Annotated in this window: 19 protein-coding genes; 9 read left to right on the forward strand and 10 right to left on the reverse strand. The window is 71.3% G+C overall.

Annotated features, from left to right (window positions below; translation table 11 throughout):
- Nucleotides 1–213 precede the first annotated feature (213 nt).
- Complete coding sequence (locus tag ABZZ04_RS23965) at nt 214–588, reverse strand: hypothetical protein (RefSeq protein WP_356934334.1); 375 nt, start codon at nt 586–588, stop codon at nt 214–216.
- A 138-nt stretch (nt 589–726) separates the two neighbouring features.
- Here ABZZ04_RS23965 and sigJ point away from each other — a divergent pair, with 138 nt between their 5' ends.
- The 3 genes from sigJ (at nt 727) to ABZZ04_RS23980 (ending at nt 3,479) form a co-directional block, all read left to right on the forward strand.
- Complete coding sequence (gene sigJ, locus ABZZ04_RS23970; protein WP_356934242.1) at nt 727–1,737, forward strand: RNA polymerase sigma factor SigJ; 1,011 nt, start codon at nt 727–729, stop codon at nt 1,735–1,737.
- A gap of 88 nt (nt 1,738–1,825) precedes the next feature.
- The gene (locus ABZZ04_RS23975; protein ID WP_356934243.1) at nt 1,826–2,899 is read left to right on the forward strand and encodes a MerR family transcriptional regulator; all 1,074 of its coding nucleotides are present in this window, start codon (nt 1,826–1,828) and stop codon (nt 2,897–2,899) included.
- A gap of 70 nt (nt 2,900–2,969) precedes the next feature.
- Nucleotides 2,970–3,479, forward strand: a complete 510-nt coding sequence (locus ABZZ04_RS23980) for a hypothetical protein (RefSeq protein ID WP_356934244.1) — start codon at nt 2,970–2,972, stop codon at nt 3,477–3,479.
- A 176-nt stretch (nt 3,480–3,655) separates the two neighbouring features.
- Here the strand turns inward: ABZZ04_RS23980 and ABZZ04_RS23985 are convergent, their stop codons facing one another.
- Entirely contained in the window at nt 3,656–4,528 is an 873-nt protein-coding gene (locus ABZZ04_RS23985; protein ID WP_356934245.1) for an MBL fold metallo-hydrolase, read from the reverse strand.
- A gap of 162 nt (nt 4,529–4,690) precedes the next feature.
- On the reverse strand, nt 4,691–5,116 hold the full coding sequence (locus ABZZ04_RS23990) for an ATP-binding protein (protein ID WP_356934246.1): 426 nt from the start codon (nt 5,114–5,116) through the stop codon (nt 4,691–4,693).
- A gap of 111 nt (nt 5,117–5,227) precedes the next feature.
- Here ABZZ04_RS23990 and ABZZ04_RS23995 point away from each other — a divergent pair, with 111 nt between their 5' ends.
- Together ABZZ04_RS23995 and ABZZ04_RS24000 are read left to right on the forward strand one after the other, a co-directional pair.
- A complete protein-coding gene (locus ABZZ04_RS23995; RefSeq protein ID WP_356934247.1) occupies nt 5,228–6,052 on the forward strand; it encodes a helix-turn-helix transcriptional regulator in 825 nt (274 codons plus the stop codon).
- Complete coding sequence (locus ABZZ04_RS24000) at nt 6,049–6,312, forward strand: DUF397 domain-containing protein (protein ID WP_356934248.1); 264 nt, start codon at nt 6,049–6,051, stop codon at nt 6,310–6,312. The genes ABZZ04_RS23995 and ABZZ04_RS24000 overlap by 4 nt, the downstream gene beginning before the upstream one ends.
- A 99-nt stretch (nt 6,313–6,411) precedes the next feature.
- Here the strand turns inward: ABZZ04_RS24000 and ABZZ04_RS24005 are convergent, their stop codons facing one another.
- Nucleotides 6,412–8,121, reverse strand: coding sequence for a protein kinase (locus ABZZ04_RS24005; protein WP_356934249.1), 1,710 nt, complete (start codon nt 8,119–8,121; stop codon nt 6,412–6,414).
- Nucleotides 8,122–8,333: 212 nt separating this feature from the next.
- Between ABZZ04_RS24005 and ABZZ04_RS24010 the strand changes: the two genes are divergently transcribed.
- Nucleotides 8,334–9,560 (forward strand): glycoside hydrolase family 64 protein, encoded by a 1,227-nt coding sequence (locus tag ABZZ04_RS24010; protein WP_356934250.1) that lies wholly within the window; start codon nt 8,334–8,336, stop codon nt 9,558–9,560.
- 69 nt (nt 9,561–9,629) lie between these two features.
- Here ABZZ04_RS24010 and ABZZ04_RS24015 read toward each other — a convergent pair whose 3' ends face one another.
- From ABZZ04_RS24015 to ABZZ04_RS24025, 3 genes are all read right to left on the reverse strand, one after another.
- Nucleotides 9,630–10,142 (reverse strand): GNAT family protein, encoded by a 513-nt coding sequence (locus ABZZ04_RS24015; RefSeq protein ID WP_356934251.1) that lies wholly within the window; start codon nt 10,140–10,142, stop codon nt 9,630–9,632.
- Nucleotides 10,143–10,218: 76 nt separating this feature from the next.
- The gene (locus ABZZ04_RS24020; protein WP_356934252.1) at nt 10,219–10,362 is read right to left on the reverse strand and encodes an Imm1 family immunity protein; all 144 of its coding nucleotides are present in this window, start codon (nt 10,360–10,362) and stop codon (nt 10,219–10,221) included.
- A gap of 50 nt (nt 10,363–10,412) precedes the next feature.
- Nucleotides 10,413–11,936: a LamG domain-containing protein gene (locus ABZZ04_RS24025; RefSeq protein WP_356934253.1), complete on the reverse strand. Its 1,524-nt coding sequence runs from the start codon at nt 11,934–11,936 to the stop codon at nt 10,413–10,415.
- A 621-nt stretch (nt 11,937–12,557) separates the two neighbouring features.
- Between ABZZ04_RS24025 and ABZZ04_RS24030 the strand changes: the two genes are divergently transcribed.
- Nucleotides 12,558–13,127: a DinB family protein gene (locus ABZZ04_RS24030; RefSeq protein WP_356934254.1), complete on the forward strand. Its 570-nt coding sequence runs from the start codon at nt 12,558–12,560 to the stop codon at nt 13,125–13,127.
- 132 nt (nt 13,128–13,259) lie between these two features.
- Here the strand turns inward: ABZZ04_RS24030 and ABZZ04_RS24035 are convergent, their stop codons facing one another.
- Nucleotides 13,260–14,027, reverse strand: coding sequence for an ALF repeat-containing protein (locus tag ABZZ04_RS24035; protein ID WP_356934255.1), 768 nt, complete (start codon nt 14,025–14,027; stop codon nt 13,260–13,262).
- A gap of 257 nt (nt 14,028–14,284) precedes the next feature.
- On the reverse strand, nt 14,285–14,809 hold the full coding sequence (locus ABZZ04_RS24040) for a hypothetical protein (protein WP_356934256.1): 525 nt from the start codon (nt 14,807–14,809) through the stop codon (nt 14,285–14,287).
- Nucleotides 14,810–15,124: 315 nt separating this feature from the next.
- On the opposite strand from ABZZ04_RS24040, the gene ABZZ04_RS24045 reads away from it, so the two are divergent.
- Nucleotides 15,125–15,748 carry a YceI family protein gene (locus ABZZ04_RS24045; protein ID WP_356934257.1) on the forward strand — a complete coding sequence of 208 codons (624 nt, stop codon included), beginning with the start codon at nt 15,125–15,127 and terminating at the stop codon, nt 15,746–15,748.
- 106 nt (nt 15,749–15,854) lie between these two features.
- Complete coding sequence (locus tag ABZZ04_RS24050) at nt 15,855–16,370, forward strand: hypothetical protein (RefSeq protein WP_356934258.1); 516 nt, start codon at nt 15,855–15,857, stop codon at nt 16,368–16,370.
- Here ABZZ04_RS24050 and ABZZ04_RS24055 read toward each other — a convergent pair.
- Entirely contained in the window at nt 16,333–19,140 is a 2,808-nt protein-coding gene (locus ABZZ04_RS24055) for a SpoIIE family protein phosphatase (RefSeq protein WP_356934335.1), read from the reverse strand. The genes ABZZ04_RS24050 and ABZZ04_RS24055 overlap by 38 nt on opposite strands.
- Nucleotides 19,141–19,284: the final 144 nt, after the last annotated feature.

The following is a 19,284-nucleotide window of genomic DNA, read 5'->3' on the forward strand; positions in this document are numbered from 1 at the left end:
TGTCAGCCCCCATGTCGGCGGCGTGGTCTGCGTCATGCGTCCTCCCCGTGTCCAGGCACATCATGCACCTGGGCACACCGGTGCGATCAGGGGGGGCGAAGCTCTCACTCCCCGCGATCGAGCAGCAACCCCGGCAGGAGGTCCGGACACACCAAGAAAGGCGCCCCGCGGCAGCGAGACGGCCGCCTTCGCCGCCCTGGTCCGCGATGTCGTCTAGTGTGATGCGCCCGTGTCCCGGCGGGCCAGCACCAGCACGCTCAGGCCGAACATCAGGACGCCCAGCGGGACATGGACCGACGGGACGTGCGCGATGCCGAGCACGACCTGCACCGAGGCGAGGACGAGGAAGCCGGCCGCGTACCCGATGGGGCGGGGCGAACCGCCGCCCGGCCGCCAGGCCAGTACCGCCGCGAGCAGGTACAGCATCGACGCCCCGTACATCACGCGCGCCCCGACGTCGTGCAGGAGGCCGCTGTGCGAGGAGGACAGCAGCACACCGGCGCTGACCGCCTGGAGGAAGAGGGTCAGGGTCTGCAGGACGACCGACGTCCGCAGGAACACGGCGGTGCGCCGCGCCGTGTTCGTCATTTCCGTCATGCCCGTCGTGCCCGTCGTCCGCGTCGTCATGATGCCGTCCCCTTGGTGGGTCGATAAGGTCTCACCGGTCCGACGACGCAGGCCCGCGAAATGCAAGGCGGGAGAACGGCGGACCAGGGGGGAGCGGTCATGACCAGGGGCGTACCCGAGCGGGGCACGGCGGACATCGCCGGTGAACGGGGCACGGCAGGGGGCGCGGGCGAACGGGGCGCGGCGGACGTCGCGGGTGAACCGGGTGCGGTGGATGTCGCGGGCGAGCGGCGCCAACTGATCGGTATCGCCTACCGGTTGCTCGGTTCGGTGGCCGAGGCCGAGGACGCCGTGCAGGAGGCGTACGCCCGTTGGTACGCACAGCCGCGGGGCAGGCGCGAGGCCGTCGCGTCCCCCGGCGCCTGGCTGACGACGGTGACCGGGCGCATCTGCCTGGACGTGCTCGGCTCGGCGCGGGCCCGGCGCGAGCGCTATGTCGGCGCGTGGCTGCCCGAGCCGCTGCCCGACCACGGGGAGTGGGCCGGCGGCGGGCGCGACACCGACACCGCCGACCCCGCCGACCGGATCGCCCTGGACGAGTCGGTGACCATGGCCTTCCTCGTCGTGCTGGAGTCGATGACGCCCGCCGAGCGGGTCGCTTTCGTGCTGCACGACGTGTTCCGCTACTCCTTCCCCGAGATCGCCGGGATCGTCGGCCGCACCCCCGGGGCCTGCCGGGAGCTGGCGAGTTCGGCCCGGCGGCGGATGCGCGCCGAGCGCGCCCCCGCGACTTCGGCCGCGGGGCGGGCCGAGGTGGTGCGGCACGTCAAGGAGGCGTGGGAGGCCAAGGACATCACGGCCCTCGTCGGTCTGCTCGACCCCGACGCCGTGATGACCGCCGATGGCGGCGGCCTGGTCGGCACCGTGCTGCGCCCGGTCGAGGGCGGCGCGCGCATCGCCCAGTACATGATCGCGATCGCCGACAGGGCGCCGGGGCTGCGGCTCCTGGAGCGTTCGGTGGCCGGTGCGCCCGGCCTGGTCGCCCAGTACGAGGGGGTCACCGCGACCGTGGCCGCGTTCGACGCCCTCGACGGCCGGGCGCACCGGATCTGGGTGGTCCGCAATCCGGAGAAGCTCCGTCTGTGGACGCCCGGTCGTTTCCGACCATGACGTCGATGACCTCGTTGACGTCGATGACCTCGTTGACGGCCCACGTCGGTGTTGACCTTCGAGTTGGTTGAAGCCCAATGATGGCGAGGTGCCGAATTCCGAACTGATGCCCATCGGGGTCTTCGCGCAGCGCAGTGGCCTGACCTCCAGCGCGTTGCGTTTCTACGCCGACTCCGGGCTCCTGCCCCCCGCCGAAGTGGACCCGGTCACGGGCTACCGCCACTACGGCGCCGACCAGCTGGCGCGGGCCACCACACTGCGTCGGCTCCGCGAGATCGCCATGCCACTGGCCACGGTCGAGGCGGTCCTCGGCGCCGGGGCCGAGGAGGCGGCTCGGCTGCTCGACGAGCATCTCGCCAGGATCGAGGGGGATGCGGCGGCGGCGCGGCGGAAGGCCGCGGTCATCAGGTCCGCCCTCGGCGGCGACGTGCCCGGTCTGCTGATCGCCGCGCTGAAGGGGCCCGTGCTGGCGGATGCGGTCGAGCAGGTCCTGACCGCGACCGCGCACGAGCCGGGGACGGCGGTGCTCGCCGGTCTGCACGTCGAGGCGAACGATGAGGCGATCGCCCTGACGGCGACCGACCGGTACCGGCTCTCCACCCGGACCCTGGTGCCGGCCCGGCCGGCGGAGCAGACCTGGGCCGGCACGGTCGACGGCGGCGACCTCCGGGCCGCGGTCGCCGACGTCCGGCGCAGTGCGCTGGTCCGCGTCGAAGCGGTGCCGCACGGGATCCGGCTGCGCATGTCCGGGCGCGAGGACCGGCACTGCCGGATCCTGCCCGAGGAGTTCCCCGACCACCGGCTGATGCTCGCCTCCCTGGACGAGGTCACCACCCGCGCGACGGTCCCGAAGGACCTGCTGTTGCGGGCCCTGGAGGAACACCCCGGCGAACACGTCGCACTGCACGTCACCGAGCACGGCGTGAGCGTCCGGCCCCCGGACGACGAACACCCCGGAATCCCGCTCCCCGCCACCGTGACGGGCGAGGACCTCCGGATCCGGTTCGGGGTGACCACGCTCTATCCCGCCGTGAGCACGGCGATCGGACCCGACGTGATGCTCGATCTGAGGGGACACGACCGGCCCGTCACGATCCGCTCCGCCGACCGCGGCGATCTCACCACTCTGGCCATGCCCATCAGGTTCGACCACTCGGCCTGAGAACGACGACCGACGACCGACGAGCAACAGCAACGACGACAACGACAACGACAACGACGAGGAACACTTCATGCCCACTGCATCCGCCGACTCCGATCCGACCATGGAAGCCATCGGCCGAGCCGTCGTCGAAGGCCGGACGGGCGACGTCCTCTCCGCCCGCCGCAAGCTCCTGGACCTGTGGTCGGTGATCGGCGTCACCGGGGACCCGCTGCACCGTTGCTCGCTCGCCCACTACCTGGCTGACCTCTACGAAGATCCCGCCCAGGCCCTCGCCTGGGACGTCCGGGCCCTGGACGCCGCCGACGCCGTGACCGAGCAGCGTGTCCAGGAGCACCACGCCGGCCTCCACATCACCGGGTTCTACCCCTCCCTCCATCTCAACCTGGCCGACAACTACCGCCGGCTCGGGTCCTTCGACGCGGCCCGCGAGCACATCGACGCAGCCGAGGAGCACGCCCCCGGCCTCCCGCAGGACGCATACGGTGCCTCCCTGCGCACCGCGCTCGAAGAGGTGGCGGAGGCCATCGCTTCACGGGACACCGCCAGGCGGCCCTCCGCGCCCGGTCCCGCTGCGTGACACATCGGAACACGCCCCTCACCGTCGAGGGGCGCCGCCGGCCGGTCGGTCGGACGCCCCGGAACACAACGGAACACGACGGGGAGGGTGTTGCGGGGCACGCGCTGCGGGCCGGGCGCGAGCCGGGGCAGGCGCTGCCGAGCACGTGTCCCGCCGAAGTGCGCCGGGGCGCGTCCTCACCAGCGGAGGGCCGTGAAGTCGATCGGCCGGGGCTCCAGCAGCCCCGTGCGTTCCGTCAACGCGTGCAGCCGCCGTGACATCTCGTCGGCGTCCAGGCGCCGCCGGTCGCCGTGTCCGGGCAGCACCCACTCGAACCGCAGCTTCCCCGCCGTCCTCGCCAGGGAGGCGGCCAGCTCCTCGATCGAATACCAGGTCACGCTCTCCGCGACCTCCAGGTCGCCGGTCGTGCGCGACCAGTAGAAGCTGTCGCCGGTGAAGCAGTACCGGTCGTCCGCGAGGTAGAGCACACTGCCCCGGGTGTGACCGGGCAGCGGGTGGACGGTGACGCCCTCGCCGATCTCCACCGGGTCGAGCCCCTTGATCACCCGGTCCGCGTCCGGTGCCGCGTCGAGGTCGCCCTCGTGGATCCACAGCCGGGCGCCGAAGTGGTCGGCGTAGCGGCGACCGTGCGCGGCGTGGTCGCGGTGGGTGAGCAGTACGTCGGTGACGGGGCCCGTGGCCGCCACGTACCGCTCGGCGAGCCGGGGGCTCCAGCGCGGGGTGTCGATCATCATGGCCGCACCGGAGGGCCGTCGCAGCAGGTAGGAGTTGGCACCGGCGGTGTGCGTGGAGTTGTGCCCGCACACCAGCACACCGTCGTCCAGCGCCATCGGGAACGGGTCGAGCGCCGGGTCGGGCTGCCCGGACGCGGGACGGATCGAGCGGGTGTGGCAGGCGAAGACGGCGGCGTGTAAGCGCCGGTTCTCCGCCTCGTCCTCCGGCTGTCGCAGGATGCGCGACGTCCCGTCCTCCTCGCCGATCAGCTCGGGTGCGAACTGCCGGGCGACGTCGCAGTTGGTGCAGCGGTCGTCCACGTACCAGCTGTCCATCACAGGGTCCTTCCACTTCACGTCCTTGAGGAACGGCCCGGTCGGAGCCGCCTCTCCAGGGGTACCCCACCCGCGACCGGAACCGGTAGACCCCGCCGATCTTGTGCCTCACCCCCCGACCGGCTCTGACGCCCCGAGCACATTGTGGGGATATGCGGCACTTCACCCGCTTGTGTGCCCCGCCCCGAACTCGCACCACACCACCTTTCCCGGGTCCCGCTCCCCCACTCCCCACTTGTCGGCGAGCGCCGCGACCAGCAGCAGCCCGCGCCCGCCCTCCTCGTCGGGCGCCGCCCAGGAATCACGGGGACGGACCTCCCCGTCGCCGCTGTCGTGGACCTCGACGCGCAGAACACCACCGGCCCGCTCCCAGTGGAGATGCACACGAAAACCACGGCCGGGCGGGACTCCGTGCAGGACGGCGTTGGTGACGAGTTCGCTCACGCAGAGCAATACGTCGTCGGCCCGGACGTCGCACGCCCAGTCGACGATTGCCTCGCGCACGAACTGCCGTACGAGCGGCACGGCACGGCGTTCCCGGCGATGGAACGTCTCGCGAAAACAGGGGAGTTGAGTTGTTTCGTTCACGCACACAACGTCACACAAAGTCACTAGCGTTGAGCACCGCGTGGGGTCGTACAACGCCTTTGTACGGCTCCTGACGGGTCATTCGGGGTTCGTAACGGGGAGAGGCAGCTCATGCAACCGGCAGAGAAGAAGAGCAAGCAGATCACGTCCTGGCACCTGATCGGCGCACAGTTGGCGATGTTCCGCAAAGCGGCCCGGATGACGCAGGTGGCGCTGGCCGACCGGTGCTCCGTGGGCGAGGACACGATCGCATCGATCGAACAGGGCCGCAGAGCACTCCAGTTGGACTTCGCGATCCAGCTGGACGAACTGCTGAACACGAAGGGGGCGTTGCGGGTAGCGGTGGAGAAGGTGCCACTGAAGGAGCGGTTCCCGGCATTCGTCCAGGACTTCGTGGAGTACGAACAGAACGCGTTGACGCTGTTCTCGTACCAGAACCAGGTGGTACCGGGGCTGCTCCAGACCGAGGAGTACGCCCGGTTCGTCTTCTCCTGCCAGTACCCGCCCCTCGAAGAGGACGAGCTGGAGGAGTGGGTGGCGGACCGGCTCGACCGGCAGAAGCTGCTCGGCCGCAAGCCCCGCCCCATGCTCCACTTCCTCCTGGAGGAGAGCATTCTGCGCAGCGAGATCGGCGAACCCGCCGTGCTGCGGAACCAGATCCGGCATCTGCGTCAGTGCATGGAACTCCCTTTCCTGGGGCTCCAGATCATGCCGTTGAAACTGCCGAAGCACGCAGCGCTCGACGGGCCGATGGTGCTGCTGGAGACCCCCGATCACGACCACCTGGTCTATGTGGAGGGCCAGTTGACCAGCTACCTCCATCAAGATCCAGACGACGTCAGTGTGCTCCAGCAGAAATGTGGGATGCTGCGTTCGCAGGCGCTCTCCGTCGAGGCGAGCGCACGCCTACTGGACGAACTGCTTGGAGAGAAATGACCAGCGCAGCACATCCGGCCCCCCGTACCGCCACCCTCGCCTGGTTCAAATCCAGTTACAGCGGCAGCCAGGGCGGTGACTGCCTCGAAGTCGCCTACGACTGGCGCAAGTCGAGCTACAGCAGCCCCCAGGGCGGTGACTGCGTGGAGGTGGCCGCCCACCCCGCCGCCGTCCACATCCGTGACTCCAAGGTCACCGACGGCCCCGTCCTCACCGTTCCCCCCGCTGCCTGGACCGCCTTCCTGAACGCCACGGTCTGAGAGCCCCGGAACCACCCCCGCCCCGCCCCGCCGCCCCTCGGGCCGGCCTCGGCGGGGCGTCGTGCTTTCCGGGCACGCGAAACACCACCGGTCAGCCGGTCAGAGCCGCTCCAGGCACAGCACCACGTCTCCGGCCTCCGCCTCGTAGTCGTCGGTCTCCGACCACCCCTCCACGGACCTGGAACACCCGTCGGGCGGATCGCGGCGGAGAACCTTCGAGTAGGTCTTGGACTCGTTGCCGTCGTTCAGGAACGCGCGGATCTCCATGAAGAGGCACGGCTTCGTGATCCAGTCCGCGTTCCTGTTCTCGTCGGGGTACTCCTGGGCGACGCAGTCGCCCCGGCCCGCCTCGCGGATGTCACCGCTGAAGAGCGGCCCCTGTGCGCCGAGCAGCCCGACGACGAGGGCCGCGGCGACGAGGCAGCCGGAGGACACCAGGGCGATCCGGCCGACGCGGAACCGACGCACGCGCGGGACCTTCGCCCCCGGCGTACCGATGCCCGCGACGACGGAGCCGATGCGGGCCGACGCGCCGTCGCCGCAGTAGACCGCCAAGAGCGTGCCGTCGGCCGGAGAGGTGATCACGGTCCCGCCCCGGACCGACGAGACGTCGACCAGCGGCTCGTCCACGACGACCTCGTCGCCCACCTGCTTGTGCCAGCGGACGATCCTCGCCCGCCGCGCCCCGGCCGTCTTTCCCGGCAGCCAGGGCAGGGCCACGGGTGTGCATCCGGCCGCGGTCCTCTCCCCGGTGGCCCGGACGCGCTGGACGGGCCGGGGTGCGGCCTGCCCGGCAGGTCCGGACGCCGGGCCCGGAGACGGAAGCGACTGCTCAGCGGGTTCAGGGAGCTTCGGGGGCTCAGCGGGTTCAGGGGACTCAACGGGCTCAGCGGGCTCAAGGAGTTTCGGCGGTCGCTGGACCGGCGGAGCGGCCAGTGCCTTGGTCCGCGCCGTCCGCTCGTTGATCAGCTCGGTCACGCCGTCCGGGAGCCGGAGCCCGTCGGGTCCGGCCAGCGCGGCGCACCGGCTGAGGAATTCGTCGACGCCGGGCCGGTCGCCGGGGACCTTGGCGAGCCCCGCCGCGACGATCGGGGCGGGGCCGGCCGGGAGACGCGAGAGGTCGGGCTCGTCGTGCACGACGCGGTAGACCAGCGCCTCGGTGGGACCGTCCCCGAACGGGCCCTTGCCGGTGGCGGCGTACGCCAGCACGGCGGCCAGGCAGAAGACGTCGCTCGCCGGGCCCGCCTCCTGGCCCCGGATCTGCTCGGGCGACATGTAGGCGGGGGTGCCGATCACGCCCGTCCGGGTGAGCTGGGAGGTCGCGTCCAGGGCGCGGGCGATGCCGAAGTCGATGACGCGCGGCCCGTCGTCGGCGACGATCACGTTCCCGGGCTTGAGGTCGCGGTGCACCACCCCGCACGCGTGGATGGCCTTCAGCCCCTCGGCGAGGCCCGCGCCGAGCGCCGCGACCGCCTCGCCGGAGAAGGGGCCGCACTCGGCGACCGCCTCGCGCAGCGACGGGCCGGGGATGTAGGACGTGACCAGCCACGGCGGGGCGGCCTCGGTGTCCGCGTCCACCACCTGCGCGGTGTAGAAGCCGCCGACGCGCCGGGCCGCTTCCACCTCCCGTGCGAAGCGCAGCCGGAACTGCGTGTCCTCCGCGAGTCCCTGCCGCACCACCTTCACCGCGACGGTCCGCCCGCCCGGGGAGCGCCCGAGGAACACCTCACCCATCCCACCGGCCCCCAGCCGAGCCAGCAGCCGGTACGGGCCGACCTCCCGGGGGTCCGCGGGCAACAGCTCTCTCATCCGGTCGTCTCTCCCCCAACGGCCCAGCACATGACGGTCACCCGCAGATGCTCGCAGGTCCGGGACGGGTTCGGAACCGATCTCCAACATCCGCCCCATGAATGCGAGTTGTGAAGGATCGGAACTTTTGAGAGCGCTCTCAAGCATAAGTCTTGACGGCTGGATCGACCCTCGCGAAAGTGGAGAGCATCCCCCACACCGCAGGAGTCCCCGTGATCTCACGCAGGCTTTTCCTGACCGGCGCCGCCGCCACCGCGACCGCCCTCACCTACCCCGTCTGGGGAAGCGCCCTGAGCCCGAGCGCGTCCGCCGCGCCCGCGACGTGCGAACTCGCCCTGGAGAACCGCTCGTTGCCGGGCAGGGTCAACGCCTATGTCACCGGCCACGAGCAGGGCACCGACCGGTGGGTCCTGCTGCGGGCCGACGGCAGCGTCTACCGCCCCGACTCCCCCGCCGCACCGCAGACCCCGCTGCCGGTCGACTGCGCCATCCCGCTGAACGCGGCGGGCGGCGCGCCGGTGGTCCTGACGCTGCCCCAGATGTACGGCGCCCGCGTCTACTTCGTACGCGACGACACCCTCACGTTCTACCTCAACCCCGGCCCCGCCCTGGTGGAACCGGCGTTCGCGACACCGACCGACGCCAACTACGGCCGCACCTGGTCGTTCTGCGAGTTCACCTTCAACCCTCAGCAGCTGTACGCCAACATCAGCTACGTCGACCTGGTCACCGCGCTGCCGATCGGCCTGACCCTGACCGGCGACGCCACGCACACCGTGTCGCCGCTCCCGGACGGCGCGGTGCAGCGCATCGCGGACGGCCTCGTCGCCCAGGCCGCCGCCGACGGGCAGCCGTGGGACAAGCTGGTGATCCGCGGCGCGGACGGCAACGTGCTGCGCGTGATCTCGCCGCAGAACCTGATGGCGCCGTTCTTCGACCGCCCGGACCAGATGCCGTTCCGCGACGTGTTCACCTCGTACATCGACCGGGTCTGGGAGAAGTACCGCTCCACCGACCTGCGCATCGACCTCCAGGGCGGCCGGGGCGTCCGCGCCGGCCGGGTGAGCGGGGACGTCCTGACGTTCGAGGGCGGCCACACCTTCGCCAAGCCCACCTCCAAGGACGTCTTCACCTGCAACCACGGCCCGTTCGCCAACAACCCGGCCGACCCGGACGACAAGAAGGCCCTACTCGCCCGCCTGGCCTCCGGCTTCAACCGCTCCCTGATGCTCACCCACCCCGACCAGCCCAACGGCACCTCCACCGCCGACTACTACCGGGACCCGACCACCAACCACTGGTCCCGCGTCGTACACGCCAACACCCCGATCGGCTACGCCTTCCCCTACGACGACGTCCGCCCCGACGGCGAACCCGACGTCTCCGGCGCCGCCAACGACGGCAACCCCCGCCGCTTCACGGTGACGGTGGGCGCCTGAACCGACCGGCCCCGGCCCGCGCCTTCGCGAGGAGCGGGCGCGGGCGATCGGGCCGCCGGTCAGGCTCGGTCAGCGCACCAGCTCGGCGGCCAGGAGGTCCATCAGGAGGCCGTCGTGCCAGGTGCCGTCCGCGCCACGCTCGTACTGCCGCATGACCCCGACCGGCCGGAAGCCGACCTTGGCGTAGCAGCGGATCGCCACCGCGTTGTCGGCCGCCGGGTCGATGACCAGCCGGTGGTAGCCGTGGTCGTCGACGAGATGACGGGCCAGCGTGCGCACGGCGTCGGTGCCCAGCCCCTTGCCGTGCACGGCGGGATCGAGGAAGAGGTCGATGCCGGCGTGCCGGTAGTCGGGCTCTTCCTCGGCGTGCCACTGGATCATGCCGACGATCCGCTGCTGGTACTCGATGGTCAGATGCCGGCTGCCGGAGTCTTCGAGATCGGCCGAGACCTCCGCCTCAAGATCGTCCCCGCCCCTCCACCGCGCCCGCACCTCGGGAGTGGCCCGGATGGCGGCCAGGGCGGGAACGTCCTCACGAACAGCGGGACGGAGGAAGACGGAAGCACCACGCAGCACGGTCATGGCCAGGAACCCTACGTCCCCACACCATCGAGCCACACCCCCACCGCCCCACCGGGCACGGGCCCAGGACAGCCGATCACCAGATCTCCGGCTCCCGCCATTGCACACACGCCGGACACCACCCTCCGGAAGAAAGGAACTCCTTCGCAGCCTGACGCACCGGGGCAAGGGGAATCTCCGCCGAAGGCCCTGCGGGGCCGGGAACCGGCGGGGCCGCCATGGGGCCCGGCTGGTTCCCCGCTGGTTCCGGTCAGGCGTGGAACGGCAAGGTCAGGTACCGACGATGTTGCTCACTTGATCTTCGTCGCTCATTGCTCCCGCCCAGATCCGGATGTCGCCGATCCGCCCGGGCAGGTAGTTGCCCCAGGATCCGAGGTATCCCTTGCCGACGGAGAACTCGCCACTGCCGACCTGTGTGGTGCAGGTCGTGGTCCCGTTGCTCTGAGCATCCGCAGCGATATAGAGCTGGATGGTTTTCTCCTGCGCGTCGTAGACACCGGTGAGACGGACCTCGGAGTCCAGGGCGGCTTCTTCCTTGCTGACGACCGATGTCCCTGTGCCGTCTGTGGTCAGGCGGCCGAAGTGCCAGCGCCCGACCGGCACCGGCCTGGTCACGAAATTGCCGTTCTCGTCGAGGACCGGTTCGCCGTTCTCGTCGAGCTCCGGTTCCTGACCGACGCCGGTCTTCTCGAACCACAGACTCCAAGAAGATCCGGTGGCCGTGCGCTGGCCGAGGATCTGGGCCCTGTAGCCGTTCGGCTTCTCCATGATCGCTGCCCCGTCGACGACCGCCTGCGTCGTCACCGTGAACGAACCCGAGTCATCGACCACAGGACCCGGCGTGCTCCCGGCCCCCGACGTGCCGTCCAGCACCAGCTCGCCGTCGACCAGCGAGGCGCCCGGGGAGAGCGACAGGGTGCCGTCGTAACCCGGTGCACCGTTGGCCAGCGACGTACCGGTGGCTTGGGCGGGGTTCCATGAGGCGACGAGTTCCGCGGACGGCTTTCCGTCCGCGCCCAGGAGCTCGCTCTCCTGCTTCACCTGTGCCTCGGTCAGCGCCTCCTGCCACACCGCCACTTCATCGATCACGCCCGGGAAGTGGTCCGTGTACGTACCGGCCGACCGAACGCGGCCGATCTGCAGCGGACCGGTCGCCGCCCAGGCCGTCGCGAACGGTGTGGTGCCCTGGAGCTCACCGTTGACGTACAGGCTGATCGTGTTGTCGACGGAGTCGAAAACGCCCGCCAGATGGGTCCACACCTTCGGAACCGCCTGGTTCTTGGAGGTGACCCGCTGGTAGGACACCGCGTCTCCGGCGGGTGCGTCGCTGTCCGCCTCGCGGAACGACCACTTCTCGGTGCTCTGCTCGTAGCCCAGGAGGAACGGACTGCGGTTCGCGCCGTCCTGTCCCATCACGGTGGCGTCCCGTGAATCCGCGCCCAGGCGGACCCAAGCGGCCATCGTGTACGAGGCACGGGTGTCGACGACGGGGCCGGCTGTCGCGGCGTGGCCGGTGGTGCCGTCGAGGGCGAGGCCGCTGTCCGCGACCTTCTCCGCCGGAGTGGTGTCCGTGGCCGGGGTGACCGTGATCTCACCACGGCGCCCCTGGCCGGTTCGGGCCGCGCCACCGGCCAGGGTGGCGTTGTCCTGGAGCTGCGGGTCGGTGGTGGAGGAGTCGACCGCCTCGTCGCCCGTGTCGTGGAAGTTCCATCGCCCGACCGGTCCGTCGCCCTCCTTGACGAGGAAGGGGACGGAGTTGGGGGCGCCGGGACCGTTCGCACCCCTCGCTTCCACCTGCCCCCGCACGGTGCGCCCCTCCACAGCCTCCACCCGTTCACCCGCTTCGGCAGCGGCGGCCAGGGCCCTCGACTCCGGCGAGGCCGACTCCCTCGCAACTCCCCCGGGAGACAGGGGTGATGCCGCGGCCTGCGAGGCCAGAGCAGGAAGCGAGCCCGCCACCGCGACGGCAACAGCCAGCGCGCACACACCGTGACGCGCTCGACGCCACAACACATCGTTCACAGATCCCACCCCGACCCCACACGGCTCTCACAAAAGTCAGCCAAATATCGAGGCATGATCAGGGCCGGTCAAGAGTGATCCGGGCCACTTCATGAGCGAGTTGCGACAGCGAAGGAGCCCCGCTCGCGAGCGGGGCGATGATCGCCCGGGCGCGAAAAACAGACTGCAAAGTCTAAAAATCCCTGGGAGCTTTCACTTCTGACCGGTCGGCCCACTTCCCGGCACCCCCGCATCGCCGTCACCGAAGCTCCCGCCCCGTGTCGCCCCACGTTCCGCAATGCGAATCTCGTTCGGTCCGTACACCGGAGGGCATTGTGACGTCGGCCGTCGTAGGAGCCGTGCACACGCCGTTCGCGTACAAATGGCTGGCGGGTGCGGGCCCCGCGGACGACCATGGCACGCATGAACGATCAACCCGCGCGATGGACCCAGGCGACCGTCTACCCCGACATGTGGACCGACCCCGATGACGACCCCCGTGAGAACGACGGGGCGAGCCCGGAAGGTGAACTCGCCACGCTGGACGACTTCCTGTCGGGGTATCGGCTGACCCTGCGGATGAAGTGCGAGGGCCTGGACCCGGAGCAGTTGGCCCGGCGGTCGGTCCCGCCGTCGACGATGTCGTTGCTCGGCCTGGTCCGGCACCTGGCCGAGGTGGAGCGGGACTGGCGCAACTGGATCAGTGACGGCGATCCGCTGCCGAAGCTGTACGGCAGGCGCGACGCGGACTTCGACGAGGCCGTCGCCGACCAGGCCGTGGTGGACGCCGCGTACGCGGATCTGGAGCGCGAACAGGCCGCTACCGACGCCGCGTTGGCCGAGCACCCGGACCTGGGCACTCGCCTGGGGAAGGACAGGACCTCGGTCCGGGAGCTGATGGTGCACCGGATCGAGGAGTACGCCCGGCACTGCGGGCACGCCGACCTGCTGCGCGAGTGCGTCGACGGCAGGGTGGGCCAGTAGCGGGGACGACAACGAGGGGCGGCGCGAAGGCCCCGGCCCGTGGGCCGGGGCCTGATGGTGCCGGCCCGCCTGCCCCGTGCATCCGTGCCGCTCCAGCGGCGGCTCGGACACACGGGCCGGGAGACCGTGGGGTCAGCCCGAGGTCGGCGGGGTCCGGCCGTCCGCCTCGTACTGGCCGACCTCCAGGAAGTGGCGCAGCTCCTCCGGGGTGCCGTCGATGGCCTCCTCGGCCGCCGCGCGCAGGGCGTCGCTGATGCCGGGGTCGGCCAGGATGCGCGCGATCGCCACCCGGTCGTCCTCCGCCTGGGCGAGCCGGAGTCCGGTCTCCAGGAAGTACCGCACGTCCTCGGCCGTACCGTCCAACGCCTTCTGCGCCTCCCGGTACACCGCCTTCCCGATGTTCGGGTCGGCCAGGATCCGCGCGACCGCCACCCGGTCGTCCTCCTCCCGGGCGATCGCCCAGCCGGTCTCCAGGAAGTACCGCACGTCCTCGGCCGTACCGTCCAACGCCTTCTGCGCCTCCCGGTACACCGCCTTCCCGATGTTCGGGTCCGCGAGGATCCGCGCGACCGCCACCCGGTCGTCCTCCTCCTGAGCGATCGCCCGGCCGGTCTTCAGGAAGTACCGCATGTCGTCGATCGTGCCGTCCATGGCCTCCTGGGCCTCCCGGAACACCGCCTTCCCGATCTCGGGGTCGGCCAGGATGCGGGCGATCTCGACGCGGAGTTCCTCCTCCGTCATCGAGTCGTAGGGGGAGTCGTCGGCCGGGCCCGCGTCCGGGGCCGTCGTCGTGGCGGCAGGGGAAGGGGCCGGTTGCGCGGCGGAGGACGGGGTGGAGAGCAGCAGGGCCGGGGCCAGGGCGCCTGCGGCCACGGCCAGGGCCGCACGGGTCAGTCTCACTTGGGTACCTACCTCGGTTCGGGAACGGCCGGACGTCTCGTGCACCGGGCGGTGGCACGGGAGTTGACGGTGCGCCTGATCCGTACCGTCGCGTGCTGTCCGGCGGCGAGGGATCATGCCAGGGGGCGGCGCCCGGTGCACTGCCCGGACCTGGCAGTCTTCGCCCCCGGCTCGTTGCCGACATGATCACGACCGCGTGCGGGTGCCCCCGTTCCGGCGGAACGGGGGCACCCGGACGAGCGTGTGCGGCGCGGAGGTCAGCAGCCGCCGCAGTTGTAGTACGTCACGTCCCAGTGGTTGCCCTCGTCGGCGTAGATGTTGCCGGAGCCCGCCTTGTACTGGGGAGCACCGTCGCCACGCACCCCGATGTAGGTGAAGGTGTTGTGGACGTAGTTCGTGAGGCAGGTCGACTTGGCGAAGTCGAGCTTGTAGCCGTTCCAGTGCGAGTACGTGCCACTGGCGTGCCCGGTCTCGGTGCCGCCGGTGATGTTCAGCGCGCAGCCCGTGGCGCTCTTGAGGGTCTGGGCGCCCTGGGCGGTGGCCAGGTTGAGCTGGTCGAACGAGGTGCAGGTCGCGACGTTGCGGTTGGAGCAGCCGCCGGACGAGGACCAGGTGATCCCGGAGGAACTGAACCGGGCGGTGGCCTGGGAGTGGGTGAGCTTGGTGACGGCGTGGGCCTGGGTGGCGCCGCTGCCGAGGACGCCGACACCCGGGGCGAAGAGCACGCCGAGGACGAGGGCGAGGGCAGTCAGGGCGGGGCGCAGTGTCATACGGGACACCATGGGGGGACTCCTCCTGCTCATGACAAACAAAGACATGCAGATACTGCCCGAGCTCTACGCGCGTCCGCCAGAGGGGAGCAGGGATCGGACGGGAGTTGATCCGCCGTTCCGACGCCGTTCACGGCCGCACGGACGCAGGGGCCGCGGCCACCTCGGGCACACCCCCCGGGCACGTCGATCCGGAATCACCCGCCCTCAGATGTTGAACTTTGAACTAGATACCGCTACAGTCGATCTCGTTGAAGGTTAAACAACAACTTCGACCCCCGCTCGATCGCGTTCCCCAGCTCGATCACGTCCCCCCGAGGAGGAGCCATGGCTCTGTTCAACCGCAAGAACAACAACGCCGCTGCCACCACCGCCGTCGCCCCCGCCGTGGACCCGGCGCTGGCCGCCCTGACCGGTGACTACACGATCGACCCGGCCCACAGCAGCATCGGCTTCACCGTGCGCCACGCCATGGTCACCAACGTCCGCGGCACCTTCGGCGACCACGAGGGCACCCTGAAGCTGGACGGCTCCGACCCGGCGAACTCCACCGCCTCGATCGACGTCCGGATCGCCAGCGTCGACACCGGCATCACCGACCGCGACGCCCACCTGGTCAGCGGCGACTTCTTCGACGCCGAGAAGTTCCCCCTCATGACGTTCCGCTCCACGCGTGCCGAGCAGCTCGGCGGCGACGACTACCGCGTCACCGGCGACCTCACGATCAAGGACGTCACGCGCCCGCTCTCCATCGACCTGGAGTTCAACGGCTCCGCCACCGACGTCTACGGCAACGAGCGCGTCGGCTTCGAGGGCAGCGCGACCATCCTGCGCTCCGACTGGGGCCTGACCTGGAACGCGGCGCTGGAGACCGGTGGCGTGATGGTCAGCGACAAGGTCAAGCTCACCTTCGACATCTCCGCCATCAAGGCCGCCGCACCGCAGGCCTGACGCCCCCGCCGCACGGCACCGGCCCGAGCGCGCCCGCCCTTCCCTCCCCCACCGGGGCGGGAGGCGGGCGCTCGGCGTTCCGGCACGCCGTGCCACAATGCCGCGCATGGACGTTTCGGCCACGTCGGCCATGGCCCGGGAAGTGCACCGGCGATGGCGTGCCCGGGAGGGGCCCGACGGGGACTTCATCGTGTTCGCCGACGGCTCCCTCCGGGTGATGAACCTGCTGTGCCTGCGGTCGCCCGACCTGCCCGACGGCCCGGGGGCCGAGGAGTGGCACTGGACCGAGAGCCTGCACGCCACCGAGTGGAGTGCCGACAGCTGGGTGGAGGTCGACTCCGCGCTCGCCACGCACGCCCATGCCGGAGGCCGGGCCTGGGCCGGGGAGTCGGCCAATCACGGGTCCATCGGCTGGGTCGCGCTGACCCGGGACGACGGCGACGGGGGCACCCTGGAGTGGCTCGCCGTCTCCAGCTGGTCCAACCCGTTCCGTGACGTCACCCTGGACGACACCGCGGTGACCGCGGTCAACACCTCCGGCCGGATCTGGACCTTTCCCCGGGACGCGCCCCAGGAGGTGCGGATCACCGAGGATCCGGACGACCCGAGGGCCCGCCGCTGAGCACGCCGCCGCCGAGCGTGCCGTCACCACGCGTGCCGTCACCGCTCGCGTCGTCACCACGCGTGCCGTCGCCGCGTGTGCCGTCGTCGGGGGCGTCGTCGTCCGGCACGTCGGCGCCGAACAGGTCGTCGCCGAACAGACCCGCCCCCACCGGGCCCTCCCCGTCCGATTCGCCGACCGCCTGCTCCGACCAGATGACCTTGCCGTTCTCCGTGTAGCGGGTGCCCCAGCGTTCGGCGAACTGGGCGACGAGGAACAGGCCCCGGCCGCCCTCGTCCGTCGTCGCCGCGTACCGCAGGTGCGGGGCGGTGCTGCTGGTGTCGGAGACCTCGCAGATCAGGTTGCGGTCGTACAGCAGGCGCACCTCGATCGGGCCCTCGCCGTAGCGCACCGCGTTGGTGACCAGTTCGCTGAGGATCAGTTCGGTGGTGAACGCCTCCTCGTACAGGCCCCGGTCGGCGAGCCACTGGGCGACCTTCTTGCGCACCCCGGCGACGGCCGCCGGGTCGGTGGCCACCGCCCACCGCGCGACCTGCTCCGGGTCGAGGACGTGGGTACGGGCCACGAGCAGGGCGACGTCGTCGCCCGGCTGCTCGGGCAGCATCGCGGACAGCACGTCGTCGCAGGTCTGCTCGGGCGTCCGGTCGCGGCCGGCGAGGCAGTCGCGCAGCAGCTCCAGGCCGGTCTCGATGTCCCGCCCCCGCCCCTCGACCAGGCCGTCCGTGTAGAGCACCAGACGACTGCCCTCCGGCACGTGGAACTCGGCCGCCTCGAAGGGCATGCCACCGACGCCGAGCGGGAGTCCGGCCGGGACTTCGGGACACTCGACGGTGCCGTCGGGCAGCACCAGTATCGGTCCGGGGTGGCCCGCCCCGGCCACCGCACAGTTCCCGGACACACCGTCGTAGATCGCGTACAGACAGGTGGCCCCGGTGATCTCGACACCGCCGTCGGCCTCCTCCCGGTCGATCCGGCCGACCAGCTCGTCGAGGTGGCCGAGCAGCTCGTCGGGAGCGAGGTCCAGCGCGGAGAAGTTGTGGATGCCGGTGCGCAGCCGCCCCATGGTGGCCGCGGCGTGCACCCCGTGCCCGACCACGTCGCCGACGACCAGCGCGACCCGGGCGCCGGACAGCGGGATCACGTCGTACCAGTCGCCGCCCACCCCGGCCCTCGCCGGGAGGTAGCGGTGGGCGACGTCGAGGGCGTTCTGGTCCGGCACGCCGCGCGGCAGCAGGTTGCGCTGCAGTGTCACGGCCATCTCGTGCTCGCGGGTGTAGCGGCGGGCGTTGTCCACGCTGACGGCCGCACGGGCCACCAGTTCCTCGGCGAAGGACAGGTCGTCGTCGTCGAACCGCTCCGAGTCGCCCAGCCGCCAGAAGTTCACCAGCCCCAGGACGACCCCGCGCGCGTGCAGCGGTACGGAGATCATCGAGTGGAACCCGTGGTCCAGGAGGCCCCTGAGCCGCTCGGGGTCCCAGTACCGCCGCCCGATCCGGGTGATGACCTCCTGCTCCAGGTTCTCCGAGTCGATCCGTACGTGCACGGCCCTGGTCCGGGAGGGTACGAAGCCGACCTTCCGGTCGAGCGGATACAGGGGCCGGCCCGCCTCGGGGGCCGCGATGGCGGTGCGCCGCATCTCCAGCCCGCCGTCGTCCGACACCACCGGGTCCTCCCCCGGCGGCACCGGTCCGACCAGGTCCACGGTCGTGGCGTCGGCGAAGCCGGGTGTGGCCACGTCAGCCAGCTCCTGGGCCGTCCGGGTCACGTCCAGGGTGGTGCCGATCCGGGCGCTCGCCTCGTAGAGGAGCAGCAGCCGCTCGGTCACGGACTCCGCCTGGCCCGTCACCGCGCGCAGTTCGGTGGTGTCCCGCAGGGTCACCACCGTGCCGGGCGGGCCGCCGCGCTCGCCGGTCGGGCGCAGGTTCACGGCCAGCAGCCGGTTGCCGGAACGCAGCACCTCGTCGCTGACGCTCCTGCCGGAGGCGAACAGGGCCGCCGTCCCGGGGGCGAGGCCGAGGTCCGCGACCGCCCGGCCCTCGGCGTCCGGGGGCAGGCCGAGCAGGCGGCGGGCCTCGTCGTTGGCGAGGTTCAGCCGGTGGTCGGGCCCGATGATGAGGACGCCCTCGCGGACCGCGTGCAACACCGCGTCGTGGTGTTCGTACATACGGGTCATCTCGGCCGGTTCGAGCCCGTGGGTCTGGCGCCGCAGCCGCCTGCTGACCAGGGCGGCGGCGCCCGTGGTGAGGGCGAGGGCGACCACCGCGACCGCCACGCTCGGCGGGATGGAACGGTCCGCCGCGCTGTTCACCGTCTCGACCGTGATGGCCACCGCCACCAGGCCGACGACCGAGCCGTCGGGCCGTTCCACGGGCACCACTGAGCTGACCGCGGGCCCCTGGGAGCCGGTGAAGGTCCGGGTGTAGCTCTGCCCGGCCAGCGCCTCGTCGTACGGGCCCACGATGTGCTTCCCGATCAGGGCGGGGTCGGGGTGGGTGTAGCGGATGCCGTGCGTGTCGGCGACGACGACGGAGTCCACGTGGGTCTGCTCGCGGATCTTCTCGGCGCGCGGCTGCAGGAGCGCGGTGGGGTGCGCGCTCTCCAGGGCGGGCACGATGCCCGGCGAGTTGGCGAAGGTCCCGGCGACGCTCATGGTGCGGGCGCGGGCCTGGTCCATGCTGTCCCTGCGGCCCTCCACGAACAGGGCGACCGTGCCCGCGGTGACGAGCAGCAGGACGAGCACGAGCACGAGGCAGAAGACCTGGCCGGCCACGGTGCGCACGGTGAACAGCGAACGCAGCTCACCGCCCCGGGGGCGACGGGCCGGGTTCCGTCCGGCCGACGTGGAAGCGGCTCGTGCCGGGCGTTCCCCCTCATGCCGATGCGATTGCCGGACGGACCGTCCCGGCCACGCCCG

Origin of the sequence: Streptomyces sp. NPDC006435 (assembly GCF_040612315.1) — a bacterium.
Taxonomy (GTDB): Bacteria; Actinomycetota; Actinomycetes; order Streptomycetales; family Streptomycetaceae; genus Streptomyces.

Coding starts and splice junctions, on each gene's coding strand:
- ABZZ04_RS24015 (WP_356934251.1), bottom strand. CDS start 10,142: ATGACCGTGCTGCGTGGTGCTTCCGTCTTCCTCCGTCCCGCTGTTCGT.
- ABZZ04_RS24000 (WP_356934248.1), top strand. CDS start 6,049: ATGACCAGCGCAGCACATCCGGCCCCCCGTACCGCCACCCTCGCCTGG.
- ABZZ04_RS23995 (WP_356934247.1), top strand. CDS start 5,228: ATGCAACCGGCAGAGAAGAAGAGCAAGCAGATCACGTCCTGGCACCTG.
- ABZZ04_RS23980 (WP_356934244.1), top strand. CDS start 2,970: ATGCCCACTGCATCCGCCGACTCCGATCCGACCATGGAAGCCATCGGC.
- ABZZ04_RS23985 (WP_356934245.1), bottom strand. CDS start 4,528: ATGGACAGCTGGTACGTGGACGACCGCTGCACCAACTGCGACGTCGCC.
- sigJ (WP_356934242.1), top strand. CDS start 727: ATGACCAGGGGCGTACCCGAGCGGGGCACGGCGGACATCGCCGGTGAA.
- ABZZ04_RS24020 (WP_356934252.1), bottom strand. CDS start 10,362: ATGGCGGCCCCGCCGGTTCCCGGCCCCGCAGGGCCTTCGGCGGAGATT.
- ABZZ04_RS24040 (WP_356934256.1), bottom strand. CDS start 14,809: ATGGTGTCCCGTATGACACTGCGCCCCGCCCTGACTGCCCTCGCCCTC.
- ABZZ04_RS24045 (WP_356934257.1), top strand. CDS start 15,125: ATGGCTCTGTTCAACCGCAAGAACAACAACGCCGCTGCCACCACCGCC.
- ABZZ04_RS24030 (WP_356934254.1), top strand. CDS start 12,558: ATGGCACGCATGAACGATCAACCCGCGCGATGGACCCAGGCGACCGTC.
- ABZZ04_RS24050 (WP_356934258.1), top strand. CDS start 15,855: ATGGACGTTTCGGCCACGTCGGCCATGGCCCGGGAAGTGCACCGGCGA.
- ABZZ04_RS24005 (WP_356934249.1), bottom strand. CDS start 8,121: ATGAGAGAGCTGTTGCCCGCGGACCCCCGGGAGGTCGGCCCGTACCGG.
- ABZZ04_RS23965 (WP_356934334.1), bottom strand. CDS start 588: ATGACGAACACGGCGCGGCGCACCGCCGTGTTCCTGCGGACGTCGGTC.